The following is an 18,625-nucleotide window of genomic DNA, read 5'->3' as shown; positions in this document are numbered from 1 at the left end:
CAGCCGAGTCATAGAGTATCTACTGAGAGCCGAATATGACATACAGCACATTTCAGCGAATTTGTCTTGTCACAATGGCCGCGATTCGTCATGGAAAGCGCGACGGACCGCAGGGAACAACCCTGCGGTCCGTCGTGTGCAGCCAGCCGTAAACGACTAGCCCTTGGGTGTCACCTGGAGCCGGTCAAACGAAACCTGCACGCCATCCTTGTCCAGGACCACGACGTCGTCGCGGCCGTTCTTGACATCCGAAGGCAGGATGAACTCCACGGTGTTGTCGGTGGTGGGGAAGATCCAGCCGAGACGGTACATCGTCTTGTTGAGATAGACGTAGTACCACTGACCGTATTCAAGACCCTTGAGCTCTACCTTCTGTCCGGTCCGGTACTTGTCCGTCGTGCCCAGGTCAAAGGGCGGCGTCCGGCCATCGAAGTCCTGGACTGTCAGCGCAGGCACGTTGCCCGGCTTGGCCGGCTGGACAGTCAGTACCAGCGGATCCGCTGCCGCAGCCGCAGCCACTTCCGTTGCACCGTTGCGGGCCGTCGCCTCGAAACCCACTGCCGCAAGGCTTCCGGCGGCCACGTCCGCAGCTGTCAGGACATGCTCCCGGGTGGACGTCACCGTGGCGCCCTCAGCAAGCGCGGCTGCGGAAATACCGGCGTCGGGGGCCTCCAACCCGGTTACCGCAACGTTGCCCGCGTTGCCCACCGTGTACGTGTAGGTCACGGGATCACCGGGGCTGGCGAAACGATCTCCGTCAGCGTCCCGCCATTCAGCGGAAACCGTTGCCGCAAGCTTCGGTTCGCGCACTTTGAGGTCCACCTCGCCGCCGTTCACCGTAATGGTCTTGGTGCTTTGGCCGGCAGCGCTGACCTCCCAGGTGGTGTCCGGGACGAAGAAGCCCTGCTCGGCTTCGGCGGCCGTCACCGTGTGCCGCGGGGTGGTGCACTCGTAACTCTGCCCGGCCGGGAGCACGCTGTAACGGCAGTTCCCCGGACCCTCGGGAAGGAACGGGCTGAAGTTGCCGGCGGTGGGGACTGTTTTCTCCACCAAAGGGCTCGTGTTCTTCACCGTGAAGGTGTACGGGACCAGCTCACCTGCGGCGTAGGGCCGGGTTGCGAGGTCACGCCCGACGTCGGCACGCGCCCCGCTGATGTCGGCCGTCAGCAGACCGTCGCGCAACGCGACCGCAGCACCAGTGAACTGCACCGTTTTGCTGAGCGACGGCGTCGCGCTGGCAGTGATGGTGAAGCCCGCCTCCGGAAGGAAGTAGCCACGCTGGACGTCCGTAGCCGTGATCACATGCTTGGCAGTGGTGCAGTTGTACGCAGCGCCTGCGGCCAGGTTGTTGAACCGGCAGTTGGGAGCCGAGGGCGGCAGGAAGCCGGAGTCGAAGGTTCCCGAGACCGGTACGGAGTTGGCCGTGACGTTGGCCGTGCTCTTGACATTGAACGAGTAGCTGAGGACTTCGCCCACCTGGTAGGGGCTGGCCACGACATCGCGTGCGGGTGCAGAACCGGTGATGGTGAGGCCAACCTGGGGCGCCACCGGCACGGTGGCGGTGAAGGTGAACTGCGAAACCCGGCCATCCGCCGTCGTAAAGGCCGCGTTGAGGTTCTGCGGCCCGCTGGCGTTTGCGGGTGCGGTGAGGGCTACGTTGACGGTGACCGAGGCTCCCGGCGCGACATCGGGAACCGGCACGGTGCTGGCGGACCAGCCGCTGGGTGTGTAAACAGTGGCGTTGGCGCCAGTGAGCGTGGTGGCTTCCTGGTTTGTCACGGTTACCGGCACTTGCTGCGTAGCGCCGGGAGCAGCGGTGACGGCCGGCACGGACAACGGTGCGCAAACGTAGTTCAACCAGGCGTCGTCGAATTTGGCGAACGGCATGTTGTCCGTGTAGTTGCCCTCGTAGAGCACGCCGAACTTGCCGTCCTCCAGCCGGGTCACAGTGGAGTACGCGGAGAAACCGGAGCGGATGGTGCGGACGCCCGGCCACGTAGCGCCGTCGTCGCAGGAGACACGGGCGGAGACATTTTCGCGGCCGGTCTTGGAGTTGGCGTTGGTGAAAATGAGCTTCCTGGCATCGGCCGAGTCCTGCGCAGCGTTCGGGAACATGCGCGCGATGGCTCCGTTGTTGGCGGGATCCGGAAGCTCCGTGTCCTGCGTGACCGGACCGTACGTGGCGCCGCCGTCAGTGGAAACGGCCACCTTGCGGTAGCCCTGGTTGGCGTTGTCCCGGGAATTCAGGAGGACACGGCCGTCGGAGAGTTCAACGGTCTTGTTTTCGTCCATCCGGTCACCGACGTTGGCACCCTTGTGCCAGGTGGCGCCGTGATCGTCCGAATAGACGCTGTAGGCCTGGATCTTGTTGGTGCCGTCGGCCTGGCGCACATCGCCGGCGTACTGCTGGATGAGCCGGCCTTTGTACTGGCCGTACTTGAGCTGGATGCCTTCGCCGGAGGAGGCAAAGTTCGAGCGGACGTCCCCGGCCGCCGGGCTGGTCTTGCTGGTCCCGGGCTTGGTCACGTTGGTGATGAGCCGGGGCTGGCTCCAGGTGATTCCGCCGTCGGAGGACTCGATGACTGCCGAGGAGATCACTGCCCTGTCGGCGTCGTCGTTGCCGAACTGGCTGCCGCCGAAGCCTTGGTCCTTGGAGTAGACGAAGAAAGCGAAGACCTTGCCTGCTTCCGCGTCGTAGATGTAGGAGGGGTCGCTGTAACCGTATTTGGGTCCGCTGGCGTCAGCCACGTGACCCGCAGCGATGACCTGCACCGGCCCCCAGGTCTGGCCGCCATCAGTGCTGCGGCGTTGGACTATCGAGTTCGGGTTGGGTGCGTCGGCCGCTGAGCCGGGACGTCCGTCCCAGGCTGCCAACACCACATTGTTGCCCAGATAGGTCAGGGCGGGGATCCGGTAGAAGAAGTTGGCAGCCGTGCGGTCAGCGGCGATGTTGGCCTCGGTGAAGGTGCCGGGGGATGCAGAGGGGTTGCTGGGCGGGATGGGGGCGGCGGTGGCCGGAAGGCCGAGCCCGGCCAGCAGGCCCAGGCTCAGGGTGCCGGCAGCTGCGATGCGGGCGAGCGATGGTGCAGGGGGTATGGATTTCAAATCCAGTGTCCTTTCGAATCGGCTCCGGGTTGGCACTTCACGCGTGGTTGGTTCAGGGATTTGCGTGTAGTGCTACCTCGTGATGGGCGTTCGTGTTACGTGCTACGTCGAACGTCCTACAACCATAGAGTGCTGGCCGTCACATTGCCAGAGATGGAGCAGGAGCAGATGCGCGGCGGGATAAAGCGGTAGCCTCGAGTGCAAACTGCCCGACGCCCGTAAACCTTGGAGTTGCCGTGAAAATCCTCATCCCGGACACCATCGAACTGGACCTTTCCGATCCCGCAACCTCCGGGGACGAGATCGTGGTCTACGCAGTGGACAAGCCCATCCCTGGCGAGCACCGCGACGCAGAGGTTCTGGTGGCATGGCGGAACACCTCGGAGAACCTCGCCGATGCCGCCAAGGAAATGACCTCACTCAAGCTGGTCCAGACGCTCGCAGCCGGACCCGACTCCGTACTCGCCGCTGGATTCGGGGACACCACAGCCATCACGTCCGGACGCTCACTCCACGACGACCCGGTCGCTGAACACGCGCTGGCGCTGGTCCTGGCTGCCGTGCGGCGCCTGGATGTCCTCCTGGAATCGCAAAAAGCCGCTACCTGGAACCAGCCGTACAACGCCGAGCAGTCCAACCCCGGCACCGAACAGCTCTACACGCTCGACGGCGCCAAGGTCACCATTTGGGGGTTCGGTTCCATCGCCGGGCGGCTGGCTCCCCTGCTGGCCGCGCTGGGCGCGGAGGTCACCGGCGTCGCAAGTTCCGCCGGCGAGCGCTATGGCTTCCCGGTGGTGGCCGCGGATGGGTTCCCGGAGGTCCTGGGCACCACGGACGTGCTGATTTCAATATTGCCCGCGACCCCGGAAACCGCCGACGCCCTCAATGACGAGGTCCTGCGTCATCTGCCGGCGACCGCCGTGTTCGTCAACGTGGGCCGCGGCGCGACGGTGGATGAGGACGCGCTGCTGGCAGCGCTGAAGGAGGGCCGCCTGCGAGCAGCAGCACTGGATGTGACCAAGGTGGAACCACTGCCGGCCTATTCGGAATTGTGGTCGGCGCCCAACCTGATCATCACGCCCCACGTCGCGGGCAACCGCCCCAAGGGTTCGGCGAAGCTGGTCCTGGCCAACATCTCCGCCCTCAAGGAAGGCAAGCCGCTCACCAACCAAGTGGCGGGCTGAACGAATCTCCACTTACTTGCGAAATTCCTTGCGCGGAAATAGTAAGCATGCTTATGTTAGGTGGGTCCGGGGTGGCCAGCAGAGGGTTCCCATCCCACGCATAGCATGAGGCAACGTGAGGAAACGTATGTACCTGCACACCCAACTTCTCATCAATGAAATCGCTGCCGACGAGCCTGATCCCGCTGCAGCCAACGCCCTCCAGGAAGGCTTGGGCGGACAGTTCGGCGAAATGCGGACCATGATGCAGTACCTCTTCCAAAGCATGAACTTCCGCGGCGATCCCGCCTCCAAGCCCTACAAGGACCTCCTCCAGGGCATCGGTACCGAAGAGATCAGCCACGTGGAACTCATCGGAACCACCATTTCCCAACTCCTTGATGGGTCACCCCGCTACCAGGGCAAGAAGTCGGATCCGGTGGACGAGCCCGGCGCCGGCGGTGCCACTCCCCTGAAGATCGCCCTGGACACCAGCAATATCCACCACTACCTGGTGGGCGCCCAGGGTGCGTTGCCCGTGGATGCGGCAGGCAACCCTTGGAGCGGTTCCTACGTCTACAACAGCGGGAACCTCGTCCTGGACCTGCTCTACAACCTGATGCTCGAATCCACGGGGCGGCTCCAGAAATGCCGCATCTACGAGATGACGGAAAACAAGACGGCACGCTCCACCATCGCCTACCTGATTGTCCGCGACCAGGCCCACGAGAATGCTTACGCAAAGGCCCTGGAAAGCCTGGGTGTGAACTGGGGCAAGGTCCTCCCGATCCCCAAGACCAACGCCGAGCAGTTCCCGGAAGTGAAGAAGCTCCTGGACCTGGGACTCCAGAGCATTCAGTACACCTTCAGCGCTGACAACCTCAGCGAAGCAGGCAAGCTCTACCGTGGGGCGTCACCGTCCAACGACGGCACCGAACTGAGCACCGAGCAGATGCCGGACGGTTTCCCCATGACCATGTCGGCGGAGCGCAAGGAAGAGTTTGCGCCCGGACTCGATCCTGAACTCCTGGCCTTGATCCAGGCTACGGCCGAGCAGGAGATGAAGGACGCCGACAGCCCCAAGGAAGCCGCGGCAACCCCGGCCAAATCCAAGACGGCCAAGAAGTAGCCTGACATCAAGAAAGTGGGCCCAACCTCGCAGGAGGTGGGCCCACTTTTCGCTTAGTCAGCAATCAGGCGTGCTCGTAGGTAAGGCAATCGGCGGCTTCGCGGCCGGGTCCGACCTTGACGTCGTGGGCCTCGCACATGAGGTTGTTGTTGTTGACGCACTCGGACCTCTGGCAGGCGCCGACGTGGGCCAGGACCTTGGGCAGGCCGCCCATGGCATTGGTGTCAATGAAGGTTGCGCAGGAAGCGTGGTCCTGGGTTCCGCCGATGGTGATTCCAAAAGCGGTGCAGCCATCGTGGTTGAATCCGCAGCTGCCAACGCTACAGGCGGATACTTCTGCAATGTGATCGGTCATTGGTCCTCCTGGTTATCTTTGTTTTACCAGGGGGGTGAACCCCCGCGTGTATCTCCAAAGTACGCCGGAATCACGCCGTTTAACCCCTTTGAATAGCGCATTTGTACGTGCGCTAATGTCAGGTTCCCTACCGGGGTCCGCGCAGGGCGTCGCTGATTTTCGCCCGGGTCTCCGCGTCCAAGGGAGCTGTCACCCTTTGGTCGCGGGCAGCTTTGTCAGCCCTGATCTTTTGGATGACCATGCGGCCCAAACCTGCAAAAACGGCTGCGGCCACAACACCCAGCACCATCGATTTCGGTTTTTCAGCCATGCGACAATCCTAGTGACGCCGGGCCGCGGCGGCCAGCGCCGACAGGCGCTCCTACCTGCCGCCGTCGGACGTTCCCTTGGCACGATTTCCGCCGTGACGGCGGGGTGTCCTCGCAGAATCGGGCTGAATAGGGTATGTGCGCCGCTCCCGGTAGAATGGTTGTGCAAGCTCGCGGAGCGCCCCCATGCCGTTCAAACAATGCAGTTCACAACCGTGTTTAACCCTGTGTCCATAACGCTGTTTGAATGCGGCTGAACGGCGTGAGACGGCATCTCCGCGGCAGCCTTATTTAAGGTTCACCCAACTCACGCACAGGAGTTACCGGATGCCCCGGATCGTCGTTGACGTCATGCCCAAGCCCGAGATTCTGGACCCCCAGGGGAAGGCCATCGTGGGTGCACTGCCCCGCCTCGGCTTCAACAGCTTCAGCGCAGTCCGCCAGGGCAAGCGCTTTGAACTGACTGTCGACGGCGAGGTGACCGACGCTATCCTGGCCCAGGCCCGCGAAGCTGCCGAGACCCTCCTGTCCAACCCGGTGATCGAGGACGTCGTCAACGTCGAGGTCGTCGAGGCCTGATATGACTTCACTCCCCCTGATCGGCGAGGCTATCGCCGCCGACGCTTATGGTGCTCGTGGCCTCGCTGGTGCCAAGATCGGCGTCGTCACCTTCCCCGGCACCCTTGACGACCGCGACGCCGCCCGTGCAGTGCGTCTCGCAGGTGGCACAGCGGTGCCGCTCTGGCATGCCGACTCCGAACTCGGCGATGTTGACGCAGTCATCATCCCCGGCGGATTCTCCTACGGCGACTACCTCCGTGCAGGCGCCATCTCGCGTTTCGCACCGCTGATGTCCAAGATCATCGATGCTGCGAACTCCGACGCCAAGCTCCCGGTCCTGGGTATTTGCAACGGCTTCCAGATCCTCACCGAGTCGCACCTGCTGCCCGGTTCCATGATCAAGAACGACCACCTGAAGTTCATCTGCCGCGACCAGACGCTGCGCGTGGAAAACGCCAACACAGCCTGGACCGTGGACTACACCGATGGCCAGGAAATCATCGTGCCGTTGAAGAACCAGGACGGCCAGTACATCGCCGACGAGAAGACCCTGGACGCCCTTGAGGCTGAGGGCCGCGTGGTGTTCCGCTACGTGGGCTTCAACCCGAACGGCTCCCGCCGCGACATCGCCGGTATCTCCAACGCAGCCGGCAACGTGGTGGGCCTCATGCCCCACCCCGAGCACGCAGTGGAGGCCGGCTTCGGCCCCGAGTCGCTGAACGGCGAACCCCGCGACACCGACGGCCTGGGCTTCTTCACCTCCGTACTGACCAAGATTGTGGGAGGCGACAAGTGACCACGGAAACCACCAAGAAGTTCAACATCGACACCGTTGAGCACGCTGCCAAGACCCCGGACACGGAACTCCCGTGGGCCGAGCTGGGCCTGAAGCAGAACGAATTCGACGAGATCGTCAAGGTCCTTGGCCGGCGCCCCACCGGTGCCGAGCTGGCCATGTACTCGGTCATGTGGAGCGAGCACTGCTCCTACAAGTCCTCCAAGAACCACCTCCGCCAGTTCGGCGAGAAGGTCACCGAGGAAATGAAGAAGGACATGCTGGTGGGCATCGGCGAGAACGCCGGCGTCACCAACCTGGGCGACGGCTGGGCCGTAACGTTCAAGATCGAGTCCCACAACTCGCCGTCGTTCGTTGAGCCGTACCAAGGTGCCGCTACCGGCATCGGCGGCATCGTCCGCGACATCATTTCCATGGGCGCCCGCCCGGTAGCCGTGATGGACCCGTTGCGCTTCGGCGCCATCGACCACCCGGACACCGCACGCGTCATGCACGGTGCTGTTGCCGGTATCGGCGGCTACGGCAACTGCCTTGGCCTGCCGAACATCGGTGGCGAAATGGTCTTCGACTCCGTCTACCAGGGCAACCCGCTGGTGAACGCGCTGGCCGTGGGCGTAATGCGCCACGAGGATATCCGCTTGGCCAACGCCTCCGGCAAGGGCAACAAGGTTGTCCTCTTCGGTGCCCGCACCGGCGGCGACGGCATTGGCGGCGCCTCGGTGCTGGCCTCGGAATCCTTCGATGACACCAAGCCCTCCAAGCGCCCGGCCGTCCAGGTGGGCGACCCGTTCGCTGAGAAGGTCCTCATCGAGTGCTGCCTTGAGCTCTTCAAGGGCTCCCTGGTTGAAGGTATCCAGGACCTCGGCGCTGCAGGCATTTCCTGCGCCACGTCCGAGCTCGCCTCCAACGGCGACGGCGGCATGGAGGTCGAGCTGACCTCGGTCCTGCTGCGGGACCCCACGCTGACCCCGGGCGAGATCCTCATGTCCGAGTCGCAGGAACGCATGATGGCCGTCGTTACCCCGGAGAACATCGAAGCCTTCGAAGCCGTGATGGACAAGTGGGCCGTGGAGTACTCCTGGTTGGGTGAAGTCACCGACACCGGCCGCCTCATCATCACCTGGGAAGGCGAAGTAATTGTCGACGTCGATCCCCGCACCGTCGCGCACGACGGCCCGGTCTACGACCGTCCGTTCGCCCGTCCGGAGTGGCAGGATTCCGTCCAGGCAAACTCCTTCACCGGTTCCGTTGAGGACGCCGGCCGCCCGTCGGCTCCCACCGAGCTGGCTGCGGCTGTCACCGAACTGGTGGCATCGCCCAACATGTGCAGCAAGTCCTGGATCACCAAGCAGTACGACCGCTACGTTGGCGGCAACACCGCCATGGCGTTCCCGGATGACGCCGGCGTAGTCCGTGTTGACGAGGAAACGGGCCTGGGCGTTGCCCTGGCCACCGACGCCAACGGCCGCTACACCTACCTTGAGCCGTACCAGGGCGCACAGCTTGCACTGGCTGAGGCCTACCGCAATGTCGCTACCTCCGGCGCCGTTCCGATGGCCGTCAGCGACTGCCTGAACTTCGGTTCCCCCGAGGACCCGGATGTCATGTGGCAGCTCGCCGAGGCCATCCGTGGCCTCTCGGACGCCTGCATGGAACTTGGCATCCCGGTAACCGGCGGCAACGTCTCTCTGTACAACCAGACCGGCACCACGCCGATCCACCCCTCCCCCGTTGTGGCGGTCCTGGGCAAGCTTGACGACGTCGCCCGCCGTACGCCGTCGGGCTGGCGTGAAGATGGCCAAGCCATCTACCTGCTGGGTACCACCGCAGCTGAGCTGGATGGTTCAGAATGGTCCAACCTGCGCGGACATCTCGGTGGCCTGCCGCCGAAGGTTGACCTCGCAGCTGAGCGTGCACTGGGTGAAATCCTGATCAACGCTTCACGCGACGGCATGGTTGACGCGGCACACGACCTCTCCGAAGGTGGCCTCGCGGCTGCTTTGGTGGAGTCCTCGCTGCGCTACGGCGTCGGCGCCCGCATCGCCCTTGAGGAACTCATGGAGCGCGACGGCGTGGACCTGTTCACGGCCCTCTTCTCCGAGTCCCAGGCCCGGGCCATCGTGTCCGTGCCGCGCTCCGAGGAAGTCCGCTTCAAGGACATGTGCACCGCCCGTGGCTTCGCCCACCTCCGGATCGGCGTCGTTGACGCTGCCGGTGGAAAGCTGGAGATCAACGGCGTGGATGAGCTCTCGCTGGACGCCCTGCGCGAAGCCCACGAAGGAACCCTGCCGAAGTACTTCGGCTGATCCTCTCCGCCTGAAGTGACGCGAGGTCACTTATGGCCCGTAAATCCCTCCGGGATGGGCCATAAGTGACCTCGCGTTTCCTTTAGCCGGGCAAGGAAGTCTGCTTCGGGCAACGGCCTGCCGAAGAAATACCCCTGTCCGCTCGTACAGCCGATACTCCGCAGCAACTCCGCTTCCCGCGCTGTCTCAATGCCTTCCCAGACCCCTTCCAGCCCGCACGAGCGGATGACTTGCTGGATTGCCGCCAGGAACTCCAGCTGGGACGGGTCCTTCTCCAGGTCCTTCACGAACTGCCGGTCGACCTTCACCCGATCCACGGGGAGTTTGCGCAGGTAGCCCATCGAGGAATAACCGGCGCCGAAATCGTCTATCTCCAGGCCTACGCCCAGCCTGTGCAAGCTCATCAGGGTGTAACGGTCCAGCTCGTTGTTCTGGATGATGGCGCTCTCGGTAAGTTCCAGGACCAGTGAATCCGGGGACAATCCTTCCTTTTGGAGAACGTCGCGGACGTCGTCCACGAATTCCAGGCTTTGAAGGTCGGCGGCAGAGACGTTGATGCGCATGGAGAAGGCGGGATCCGACGTCGCCGGGTTATCCCGCCACTGCCTCAGCTGGCGCATTGCTGTGCGGAGGACCCACCTGCCCAGTTCCGCAATCAACCCGGTGGCCTCTGCCACGGGAATGAACTGGTCGGGCATGATGAGCCCGTGTATCGGATGGTTCCAGCGGACCAGGGCCTCGCAACCCTCAATGGTTCCCGTGGCAAGGTCAACGATTGGTTGGTAATAGAGGACCAGCTGCTCAGAGCGGATCCCCTCCCTCAAGTCGCCCACGATCTGTCGCTGGAGTTGCCGGGAGTGCACGGTCACGGGATCGAAGAGCTTGAGCTTGTTCCGGCCCTCGCTCTTGGATTCCTCCAGGGCGAAATCGGCTTCCTGGAGGAGGTCCTCCAGGGTGTGGTGCGGCTCGGCGATCCGCAGGCCCATGCTGGCAGCACACTGGACACTGTTGTTGCCGAGGTCGATGCCGGGTTCCAGCGCGGCCAGGATGCGGTTCCCCACGGCGGCAGCCCGGTTCTTGGGGGTGCCGGGCATCAACACAGCGAATTCGTCGCCACCCAGGCGGGTCACGACGTCGCTCTCCCGGACTGCCGAGCGGATGCGCATGGCAACGGTGACCAGAACCTGGTCCGCTGCCGCATGGCCCGCAGAGTTCTTCAACGTCTTGAAGCCGTCCAGGTTCAACAGGAGCAGCGCGGGCGGGGCGATGCTGTTGGCCATGGCAGCCGTGGCTTCCTTGAAGGCATCGGCCAGGGCCAGCCGGTTGCCGACGCCTGTCAAGGGGTCGGTAAGGGCCTCATGGCGTCGTTCATTCCGGACCTCATGGAGTTCTTGCATGAGTGCCCGGACCTGCCGTTCCAGGCTTTGTATTCGGGGGTCGTCATCATCAGTGGACACCAGCCGGCGAGGCTTGGTACTGGTCACGATTCGTCCAGGCTGCGCAGCGTCATATCGGCTACGGCCTGGGGCTTGGGAACCGGGTTGCGGTGCTCGTCCAGGAACAAGCGATAGGAAGCGATATCCAGCCGGCCGTCGGGCTTTGCCTTGTTGCCCATGCGGTAGACGTTTGTGATCCATGACCCGCCCAGGATGGCCTCGATCCAGGCATCGCATTCAGCGAGCGGGAGATGGACGCGCGTGCCGGTGTTCCGCCGGTGGCCGGCGATGGATACTGTAATGCAACTTCCCAGGAGGCCCTTGTCCGCAGTGAACCAGGCGAGACCTTCGACATCGGCCACGATGGTCAGGTTGGCGTTTCCGTCCTCAACGGACTGGACAGGACCCATCCGCACCGAGCGCCGGTCCGCGTTCAAGGATGTGGCTGTTCCGGCTTTGTAGGGAGCACTGGTGATGTCTTTCCTGAAGACGGACAACTCCTGGTTGTGCTGGATCTGGATCCTGGTGGTCAGTTCATTGAGCGTCATGATCGTGCCTCATCCGCAATAGTGGCCGCCTCGAGGCGGTCGGCTCCTACAATCCGGTTTCTTCCTTGTGCCTTGGCACTGTAAAGCGCTGCGTCAGCTACCTCGATCATGAAGTTCAGATCGGCTCCGGCAGAGATGCTGGACGTAACTCCATAACTGATGGTGGGGAACGGGATACCTTCCGGTGTGCGCATGCCTGCGGTCCGGCGGCTGATTTCGACGGCGATGCTCTCAGCCCGCTCCTGTGTGGCCCCGGGCAGGAAAAGGATGAACTCCTCCCCGCCGTAGCGTCCAATGAGGTCCGTGGACCTCACGGACGCGGCGCAGGCCGCAGCGAAGGCCTTCAAGGCCTCATCCCCGGCACCATGACCGTATTCGTCGTTGACTGCCTTGAAGTGATCCAGGTCTGCCAGGACCACGGCAGCGCCGGATCCTGTGGAGTACAAACGGTGGAGCTCGGTGGTGGCCAGTTCGAGGAACGTTCCACGGTTGAGCAGGCCGGTCAGGTGGTCGCGGGCCGCCCGCTCCTTCAAACCCTTGATGAGTTGGTCGCTGGTGAGGGCCGTCATGCTGAAGGACACCGTCACCAGCAGCACCAGCGAAACCAGGCCCGACGGTCCGGGACCGAAGTACATACGGAAGGCCTCACTTGCCGGCCCTTCCAGTGCATAGACCGTAAAGCGGCCCAGATAGTACGTGGCCAGGAGACCTGCTGCCAGCGACAAAGCCTTGTGGACCTGCGAATGGGAAGCTTTGATCAGCCAAAGATCCCGGGCGGCCAAGGCAATCCCGGTGGCCATCATGGCCAGATAGACGAAGCCCCCGGACCAGACATTGGTGGCGGGGCTTTCGAGGAGAGAAGCAACAGCAGTGACCGCAGGACCTGCGGCAAGTTGCCAGCGGGCGGTCTTGAGGTCCCGCAAGGAGCGGGCGCCGGCCCACACGCTGAATGCTCCAGCCACCACCAGGACGTTTCCCACCGGATTGGCCCATTGCTGATGCGGGGACCCGTTGAGCAGGAAGGCTGTGTTGCCGGCCATGAATTGCAGCAGGGCCAGGCTCCACCAGCCGGCATACGGCGAACGGGTGCGGTGGAAGGAGGTACAGAACAACACCAAGAGGGTTACTGTGACGACGCCCAGGGCGACTCTTACAGAGAACGGATCGAGCACCGTGTCCAACCCCCTCAGCTGGTCATCCTGCGGCTTTGGATTCAGTGTGGCGGTGCTTACTCAACCTCTCTGCGGCATTTGCTCAAGATTGGCTCAAGATCAGGTGCGGTACGTCACCCGACCCAGTGGCCGTCGTCGTGGTATTCCGCCTCCAGTCCGTGCGGGGTCTTCTCCCATTTATGGGGGCTGGTCAGCATCTGCCAGGCCGCGCGCCACGCCGCCACGGAATGCAGGACCCAGTAGAACGGGTTCAGCAAGGCAAAAATCGCGATCCGCCAACCATGCCTGCGGAAGGTGGCGACGCCGGAGACGATGATCATCATGGCATTGCCGAACAGCATGGACACCACCCCTCCGGCCAGCAACCACCCGGGAAGGACCAGGCCTACGATGTCGTAACCGATGTAGGTCACCACGGTGAATCCGACCACCAGCGGATAAGCCAGGAAGGCCAGCGGCGTGCCGAGGATCAGCCCAAGGAAGCCTACTGTTCCGGCTACCCCCGTGCTCTTGATGTACCTCAGGGAGTTCCGGGTATTCACTGCCGAGGTAATCATGTACCCCTTGATCCAGCGGGTGCGTTGCTTGATCCAGGCAGGCACCTGTGAACAGGCCTCCTCCCACGTTGTGGAGTCGATGACACCCACCCGGTAACCGTCCACGGCCGCCCGGAGTCCCAGGTCCGCGTCCTCTGTCACGTTCCACGGGTCCCACGCGCCAACTTCCTTGAGCAGCGCGGTGACGAAGTGGTTGGACGTGCCGCCCAGGGGCAACGGGATCCCGGAGTTGTCCAGGCCCGGGAGCATGGAATCGAACCAGTGCGTGTACTCGATGGTGAACAGGCGCGTGAGCACGTTCTGGTCGGCGTTGAAGTAATTCAGCGCGGCCTGGACACAGATGAGCGGTTTGCGGCCGGGGTTCAGGTGCTCCCGCTCGAACTCATCCCGTTTGAAGGCTGCAATGGAAGCCCTCAGCTGTCCCGGATCAGGGCGGTCTTCGGCGTCGTAAATGACCACGTATTCGCCCCGCGCAAACGTCAGTCCGTAATTGCAGGCCCTTGGCTTGGTTTGGGGCTCGCCCCGCGGAACGATGAGGATACGGACGTACTCCGGCGGCCTGGAGGCCTTGGCCGCGGCGATGGTCTCGGCGTCGTCTTCCTCCAGGAGGACCAGCACATCCAGCTTGGACCGGGGGTAGTCCAGCTGCCCCAGGTTCGTCAGCAGTTTGTCGATGATGTTGGCCTCGCGGAACACCGGGACGAGGATCGTGTAGACGGGCAGTTCGGAATCCGGAATCCGCTCATCGGCCACCGGCGGAAGGCCGCGTCGTGCACGTTCCTTGTTCCGTGCCCGGACCACTGCCGCCTCGTGGAGCTTGTCGAAAGGCCGGCGGAGACTGGCCAACGTCTTGAATCCGATGCTGATCAGGAAGACGATGTTCGCTGCAGCCAGCAGCACGATGACCGCCGTCAGCGGCGAGATCACGAACCCCACCATGATTGCCGCTACAAGGACCACAGGAAGGTACCGTTGCCACGGCGTCAACGCGATGCGTGCGGAGTCACCCGGCCGTTCCTCGGCCAGGCGTTCAGCGGATTCGTAGAGCAGGTGGCGCCTGAAGGAGCGTTGGATGGATTGGTTGATGTCCCAGTCCGTCGTGGTGCGGAAGACGACATCGGTGGCGCCGAACTTCGCTGCTGCTTCCTCGGCGATTGCCGCGGACGGAACAACCGCCGTCGCCACGGTCAGGACGCCGTCCTCGCTGCGCCACGGCAACCATTGAGGTTCCGCAAGCTCGCTGAAAATGAGCTGCTCCATGAGTTCGTCCGCTGGTGGCTCGGCCATCAGATCCACCAGCGGGGCGTCCCACTGCCGGGCCAGCACTTCATAGATCCGACGCCGGTCCAGCCCGGCTTCCAGGATCAAGTGCCGTCCCAGCAAACCGCCTTCGATCGCGGCCCGATCCAGTGCACGCTGCAGTTGTTCAGGGGTCACAAGGCCTGCGGCGAGCAGTGTCTGGCCGATCGACTGCCGGTTGAACTGTCCTTTGACGAGAGAAGCAGGGGTCATGAATCCGAGGACCTTTCATAGATCCGGTGCGTGGGCGTGGAAAAGGCGACGGAGTAGCGCAAGCCGAAGGAAGGGTTCATGATGATCGCCTGGTAAACGAGGTCGGTGGGGCCCGAATCCCGCGCTCCTGTACCTGCTTCGACGTTGACGAACACCCATTTGGCATACTTGGCCGGATCATCCAGCGCAGGAGCGAAGTAATCGCCGGAGGCCCTGTTGTAGATTTCCTTGAGCGGGATGCCCATCACGGGAAGCACTGCGTTTCCGCGTGCGCTTTCGTCCATCAGGATCCCGCCGGATTCGTAGTGCTGGTTCAGCCAACGGGCGGCGGCGGTGGAGTTGGTGGTGGATTCAGCTGACATCCTGCCTTCCGCCAGGACGGCCAACCTCCCGGTGGGGTCCTCGTTCCACCACACGTTCTGCACCACCAATGCACCCAGCAAAGCACAGATCAGCCAGGGCCGGAGCCGCGCCGGCCGGGTCAGTTCCTGCACGAAGACGGCCACCAAAACCGCTACCAACGGCAACGCCGTCAGGGCGAAGCGGTTGTTCCACCAGGTGGTGGGAAGCGAGTGGTCATTGTTGATGGCCGTTTGGCCCAGGAAAAGGCTCAACAGCGCAAAGGCATAGGCGCTGCCGGTCACCGCCACCAGGAGGGTGCTGTTCGCGAAGCCCCTCCTGAAGACCAGCACGACGGCGCCGCACGCCGCCAGGGCGAGGACAACCACCCCCGCGGTTTCCAGCAACGACCAGTGGAAAGTAGTCAGCGTCAGTCCGAGGTTGCCCTTGGTAGGCAACAGGCCGCCGTCGGTGATGTTTTTCTGCTGCGCGTAAGCGGAATACTGCCCGAACATGAACTCAAGCGGGTTGCCGTAGATGGCCCAGTTGTACGAAAGCCACCACAGCACCGCCGCAGCAGGGATCATCACGTAGCCGCCGGCCATGGTGAGGGCTTCGCGCCATTGGCCTGTGCGTCGTTTGGAGACGATCAGCACGAACAGCGTCCCGGTCATCACCAGCGCCCACCCCTCATAGCGGGAGAGGACGGCTGCGGCCGAGGGAATGCCTGCAAAGACTGCCAGTTCACCGGCGCTCATCCGACGCCGGCTGGTGGACCAATGTGCCAGCCCTGCCATGCCGCCCACGATGCACATGATCAGCACGGGTTCGGTCAAAGCAGTGGTGTAAACGTAGAGGACCGCCGGGTTCGCCAGGACCACCAGTGTGGTCGCCAGGCGGCCCGCCCGGACCAAACCGAGGCGCGCTGCGATCAGGTACAGGCCCGTGGCGGTAGCGGACAAGGCGAGGATCCCCAATAGTCCCGCAGCCCAGCCCGTGCTGAACAGCCACATGTTCACCACGAACGGCGCCAGCAGAAGGTGGGGCATGGGCAGCCACACCGTGCCGAGCTGTTCAAAGCCGGGCGCCTTGCTGTCGAAGATGCGCCGGGCGATGGTCAGGTGGCTTTGGGCGTCGGAGTAGTCCAGGTTGGTGCCGTGGCCGATGGTGTACAGGCAGGCAAGGTAGCCCACCACTGCGGCCAGCAAGGCAACAATCCTGGTGCCTGGGACCTTGCGTCCGTCCACCGGGGCACCCAAGCGTTCCCAACCCCGGATCATCAGCGATGACAGGGACCGCAGCACTGGTTGCCGGTGGGCAGCGCGGCGCCGCGTGGCAACGCTAGTTGCCATGGCCCGGTTCGGTCGCCTTCTGTTCAGCGTCCACGTAGGCCTGAGCTTCCTTGGCCCGGCGCCGCATCAGGATGGTGCGGGCGGCGAACGCGAGGCCCAGCACCAGCACTGCACCGCCGATCCACCAGGCGTAGGGACGGTAGTCGTCGGTGACGGCCTTCTGCGGAACCACCACGTTGCTTTCCAGCAAGACCGGCGTACCCGAGGGCTGGGTGACCAGGAGGTTCCGGGACAATGATGCCCAACCGCCGTCAACACCACTGATGTGCGAGGTCAGGGAAGCCTGCAACGCAGCCGCGGAAGCGTCGCCGTCCGGTGCCCATGCCCCGAGGAGCAAAAGATCACGGCCGCCTTGTTCGAACGCCTCCAGGACACCGAACGGTGCCGACGTGCCCACCCCGTATTCGACGTCCTTCGGGGAGATGGTGCGGAACTCGGCCAAACGCAGGGGTGCCGAGAGCTTGTCGGCAACATCGCCGGTGGCGCCCACCACCAGTCCAGACTCGCTGGAGCCGGCCAAGGTATCCAGGCCCACCACCCGGGTGTCCAGCAAGGTGGCGCTCTGCCGCTGCAGGGAAGCTACCAGGGTGGCCGCGTTCACGGTGTTTGCCTGCGCGTTGCCGTCGCCGAACGCTACGGGAACACTCTGTCCCAGGGCCTGGGGGAACCGTGCAAAACCGGCCTTCATGGAACCGCCCCGGGCGGCAGTCAGCGTGCTGCCTGCCGTGTCCACGGTGACCTCCATGGGCATCACACCTGCGGGGCCGGTGCAATCACCGCCCGCGGGAAGGGCCGCGAGCCGGATCCGGAGGCCGTTGTTCGCCTGCAGCTGCCCGGCTGGTACTTCGGCGTCCACCGAAAAGCTGTCACCGCCGTCGAGGTTCCTGGAGCTGAGCAGGTAATCGTTCCAGAAGACGGAAAGCTGAGCCTGGGCGTTGGCCGGGACCGCCGTGTGCGTGCCCTTGAGCTGGACCTTCACTGATTGGACGGGACCGCCGAACTGGGACTGGGTGACTCCCACGTACGACTCCGGCGTGCCGTATCCGGAGAGTTTCAGGGTGCTGCTGCCCAGGTCCTTGAGGCTTTGCGTCAGGCCCGGCGACGCAGGCAATGCGGACGTCAACCCGGTGACGGACGATGTCACGGCGAGCGCTGTATTGTCGCTGGCCAGTGCGCGCGCGGCGGTACGGAGCTGTTCGTCATGGCCGCTGAGGATGAGCTGCGGGAGGCCGGCTGTGGTGGAGAGTTTGGTGCTGGTTTCGCCTTGGTCACCCACGACGCTGAGGACCCGGCTGCCCGCAGGAAGGCCGGCCGCCCGGGCGGCAAGTCCGGCTTCCGGGACCACGCTGACAGAGGCGTCCGGGTAGCGGTGCGTCATCGAGGCGGCGGCAGTCATGACGGCTGCGGAAACATCGGCACCCGGGTCCGCCGGGACGGGAAGTACGACGGCGGGCACGGACACCGGGAAGAACCCGCCGACGGTCGTGGGAACCTCCGCGGTTCCGGAGAAATCGACTGCGAGGTTGTTCAGCGTGGCTGTGGCGTTTGAGAGGACGCACATAGTCTGCGCCGCCGGGATGAACTGCAGTCCAACGGTCATCTGTTGGTTGATGACGTCTGCGCTGCTCACTGCCTGGTCCAGGGCGATGGCTGCTGCTGCGTTGGCTTCGAGGACTATCCTGCCGTTGACCGTTGCGCGGACTGTTCCTTCCGGCTTTCCGGAGACCACGATGCTGCCCTTGATCCGCGTAGGCTCCAATCCCGCAGTCACCGGAACCACAAGTGTCTGCTCCACCTGGCCGGCCATGGCCGACACGCTGGAGGACGCCCGGACCACTGCTCCCTGTGCGGGACCGGCCGAAGCCATAGGGGCCGTGATGGCGGAAACCGCGAGGGTGGCGGCGCAGGCGATGAGTATGGCTGCGGCGCGGGATCGGGCGCGGGCTCTGGCAGGGTTTTGGGTCACGATGTCAGTCCTGGGTAACT

General features: G+C 63.9%; 14 protein-coding genes. 5 read left to right on the top strand and 9 right to left on the bottom strand.

What is annotated here, in order from left to right:
• Positions 1–156 precede the first annotated feature (156 nt).
• A complete protein-coding gene (locus HMI60_RS06990; RefSeq protein ID WP_193590816.1) occupies positions 157–3,105 on the bottom strand; it encodes an exo-alpha-sialidase in 2,949 nt (982 codons plus the stop codon).
• A gap of 236 nt (positions 3,106–3,341) precedes the next feature.
• On the opposite strand from HMI60_RS06990, the gene HMI60_RS06985 reads away from it, so the two are divergent.
• Both HMI60_RS06985 and HMI60_RS06980 read left to right on the top strand, forming a co-directional pair.
• Entirely contained in the window at positions 3,342–4,289 is a 948-nt protein-coding gene (locus HMI60_RS06985) for a phosphoglycerate dehydrogenase (RefSeq protein WP_193590815.1), read from the top strand.
• 127 nt (positions 4,290–4,416) lie between these two features.
• Entirely contained in the window at positions 4,417–5,397 is a 981-nt protein-coding gene (locus tag HMI60_RS06980; protein WP_039239578.1) for a manganese catalase family protein, read from the top strand.
• Between the two features lie 64 nt (positions 5,398–5,461).
• On the opposite strand, the gene HMI60_RS06975 is transcribed toward HMI60_RS06980, so the two are convergent.
• Positions 5,462–5,752 (bottom strand): DUF1540 domain-containing protein, encoded by a 291-nt coding sequence (locus tag HMI60_RS06975; RefSeq protein WP_193590814.1) that lies wholly within the window; start codon positions 5,750–5,752, stop codon positions 5,462–5,464.
• A 127-nt stretch (positions 5,753–5,879) separates the two neighbouring features.
• Complete coding sequence (locus HMI60_RS06970) at positions 5,880–6,062, bottom strand: hypothetical protein (protein ID WP_193590813.1); 183 nt, start codon at positions 6,060–6,062, stop codon at positions 5,880–5,882.
• Positions 6,063–6,387: 325 nt separating this feature from the next.
• On the opposite strand from HMI60_RS06970, the gene purS reads away from it, so the two are divergent.
• Genes purS through purL form a run of 3 tightly spaced genes read left to right on the top strand, consistent with a single transcriptional unit; the run spans position 6,388 to position 9,723 of the window.
• Positions 6,388–6,639 (top strand): phosphoribosylformylglycinamidine synthase subunit PurS, encoded by a 252-nt coding sequence (gene purS, locus HMI60_RS06965; RefSeq protein ID WP_011773385.1) that lies wholly within the window; start codon positions 6,388–6,390, stop codon positions 6,637–6,639.
• Position 6,640: 1 nt separating this feature from the next.
• Positions 6,641–7,417 carry a phosphoribosylformylglycinamidine synthase subunit PurQ gene (purQ, locus tag HMI60_RS06960; protein ID WP_018779992.1) on the top strand — a complete coding sequence of 259 codons (777 nt, stop codon included), beginning with the start codon at positions 6,641–6,643 and terminating at the stop codon, positions 7,415–7,417.
• Entirely contained in the window at positions 7,414–9,723 is a 2,310-nt protein-coding gene (gene purL, locus HMI60_RS06955; protein WP_018779993.1) for a phosphoribosylformylglycinamidine synthase subunit PurL, read from the top strand. Before purQ ends, purL begins: the two co-directional genes overlap by 4 nt.
• Before the next feature lie 26 nt (positions 9,724–9,749).
• On the opposite strand, the gene HMI60_RS06950 is transcribed toward purL, so the two are convergent.
• The 6 genes from HMI60_RS06950 to HMI60_RS06925 form a co-directional block, all read right to left on the bottom strand.
• Positions 9,750–11,207, bottom strand: a complete 1,458-nt coding sequence (locus tag HMI60_RS06950; RefSeq protein WP_193590812.1) for a bifunctional diguanylate cyclase/phosphodiesterase — start codon at positions 11,205–11,207, stop codon at positions 9,750–9,752.
• Positions 11,204–11,707: a hypothetical protein gene (locus HMI60_RS06945; protein ID WP_018779995.1), complete on the bottom strand. Its 504-nt coding sequence runs from the start codon at positions 11,705–11,707 to the stop codon at positions 11,204–11,206. Before HMI60_RS06945 ends, HMI60_RS06950 begins: the two co-directional genes overlap by 4 nt.
• On the bottom strand, positions 11,704–12,888 hold the full coding sequence (locus HMI60_RS06940) for a GGDEF domain-containing protein (protein ID WP_193590811.1): 1,185 nt from the start codon (positions 12,886–12,888) through the stop codon (positions 11,704–11,706). The genes HMI60_RS06945 and HMI60_RS06940 overlap by 4 nt, the downstream gene beginning before the upstream one ends.
• Before the next feature lie 104 nt (positions 12,889–12,992).
• A complete protein-coding gene (locus HMI60_RS06935) occupies positions 12,993–14,948 on the bottom strand; it encodes a glycosyltransferase (RefSeq protein WP_018779997.1) in 1,956 nt (651 codons plus the stop codon).
• Entirely contained in the window at positions 14,945–16,639 is a 1,695-nt protein-coding gene (locus HMI60_RS06930; protein WP_193590810.1) for a glycosyltransferase family 39 protein, read from the bottom strand. The genes HMI60_RS06935 and HMI60_RS06930 overlap by 4 nt, the downstream gene beginning before the upstream one ends.
• Positions 16,629–18,605, bottom strand: a complete 1,977-nt coding sequence (locus HMI60_RS06925; protein WP_193590809.1) for a cellulose biosynthesis cyclic di-GMP-binding regulatory protein BcsB — start codon at positions 18,603–18,605, stop codon at positions 16,629–16,631. The genes HMI60_RS06930 and HMI60_RS06925 overlap by 11 nt, the downstream gene beginning before the upstream one ends.
• Positions 18,606–18,625 lie beyond the last annotated feature (20 nt).

It is taken from the genome of Paenarthrobacter sp. YJN-D (assembly GCF_015040335.1).
Lineage (GTDB): Bacteria > Actinomycetota > Actinomycetes > Actinomycetales > Micrococcaceae > Arthrobacter > Arthrobacter nicotinovorans.
Note: the sequence above shows the minus strand (reverse complement) of the source record. Positions and strands in the feature narration are given on the sequence as shown.

Coding starts and splice junctions, on each gene's coding strand:
- HMI60_RS06980 (WP_039239578.1), top strand. CDS start 4,417: ATGTACCTGCACACCCAACTTCTCATCAATGAAATCGCTGCCGACGAG.
- HMI60_RS06975 (WP_193590814.1), bottom strand. CDS start 5,752: ATGACCGATCACATTGCAGAAGTATCCGCCTGTAGCGTTGGCAGCTGC.
- HMI60_RS06970 (WP_193590813.1), bottom strand. CDS start 6,062: ATGGCTGAAAAACCGAAATCGATGGTGCTGGGTGTTGTGGCCGCAGCC.
- purS (WP_011773385.1), top strand. CDS start 6,388: ATGCCCCGGATCGTCGTTGACGTCATGCCCAAGCCCGAGATTCTGGAC.
- purQ (WP_018779992.1), top strand. CDS start 6,641: ATGACTTCACTCCCCCTGATCGGCGAGGCTATCGCCGCCGACGCTTAT.
- HMI60_RS06945 (WP_018779995.1), bottom strand. CDS start 11,707: ATGACGCTCAATGAACTGACCACCAGGATCCAGATCCAGCACAACCAG.
- HMI60_RS06935 (WP_018779997.1), bottom strand. CDS start 14,948: ATGACCCCTGCTTCTCTCGTCAAAGGACAGTTCAACCGGCAGTCGATC.
- HMI60_RS06930 (WP_193590810.1), bottom strand. CDS start 16,639: ATGGCAACTAGCGTTGCCACGCGGCGCCGCGCTGCCCACCGGCAACCA.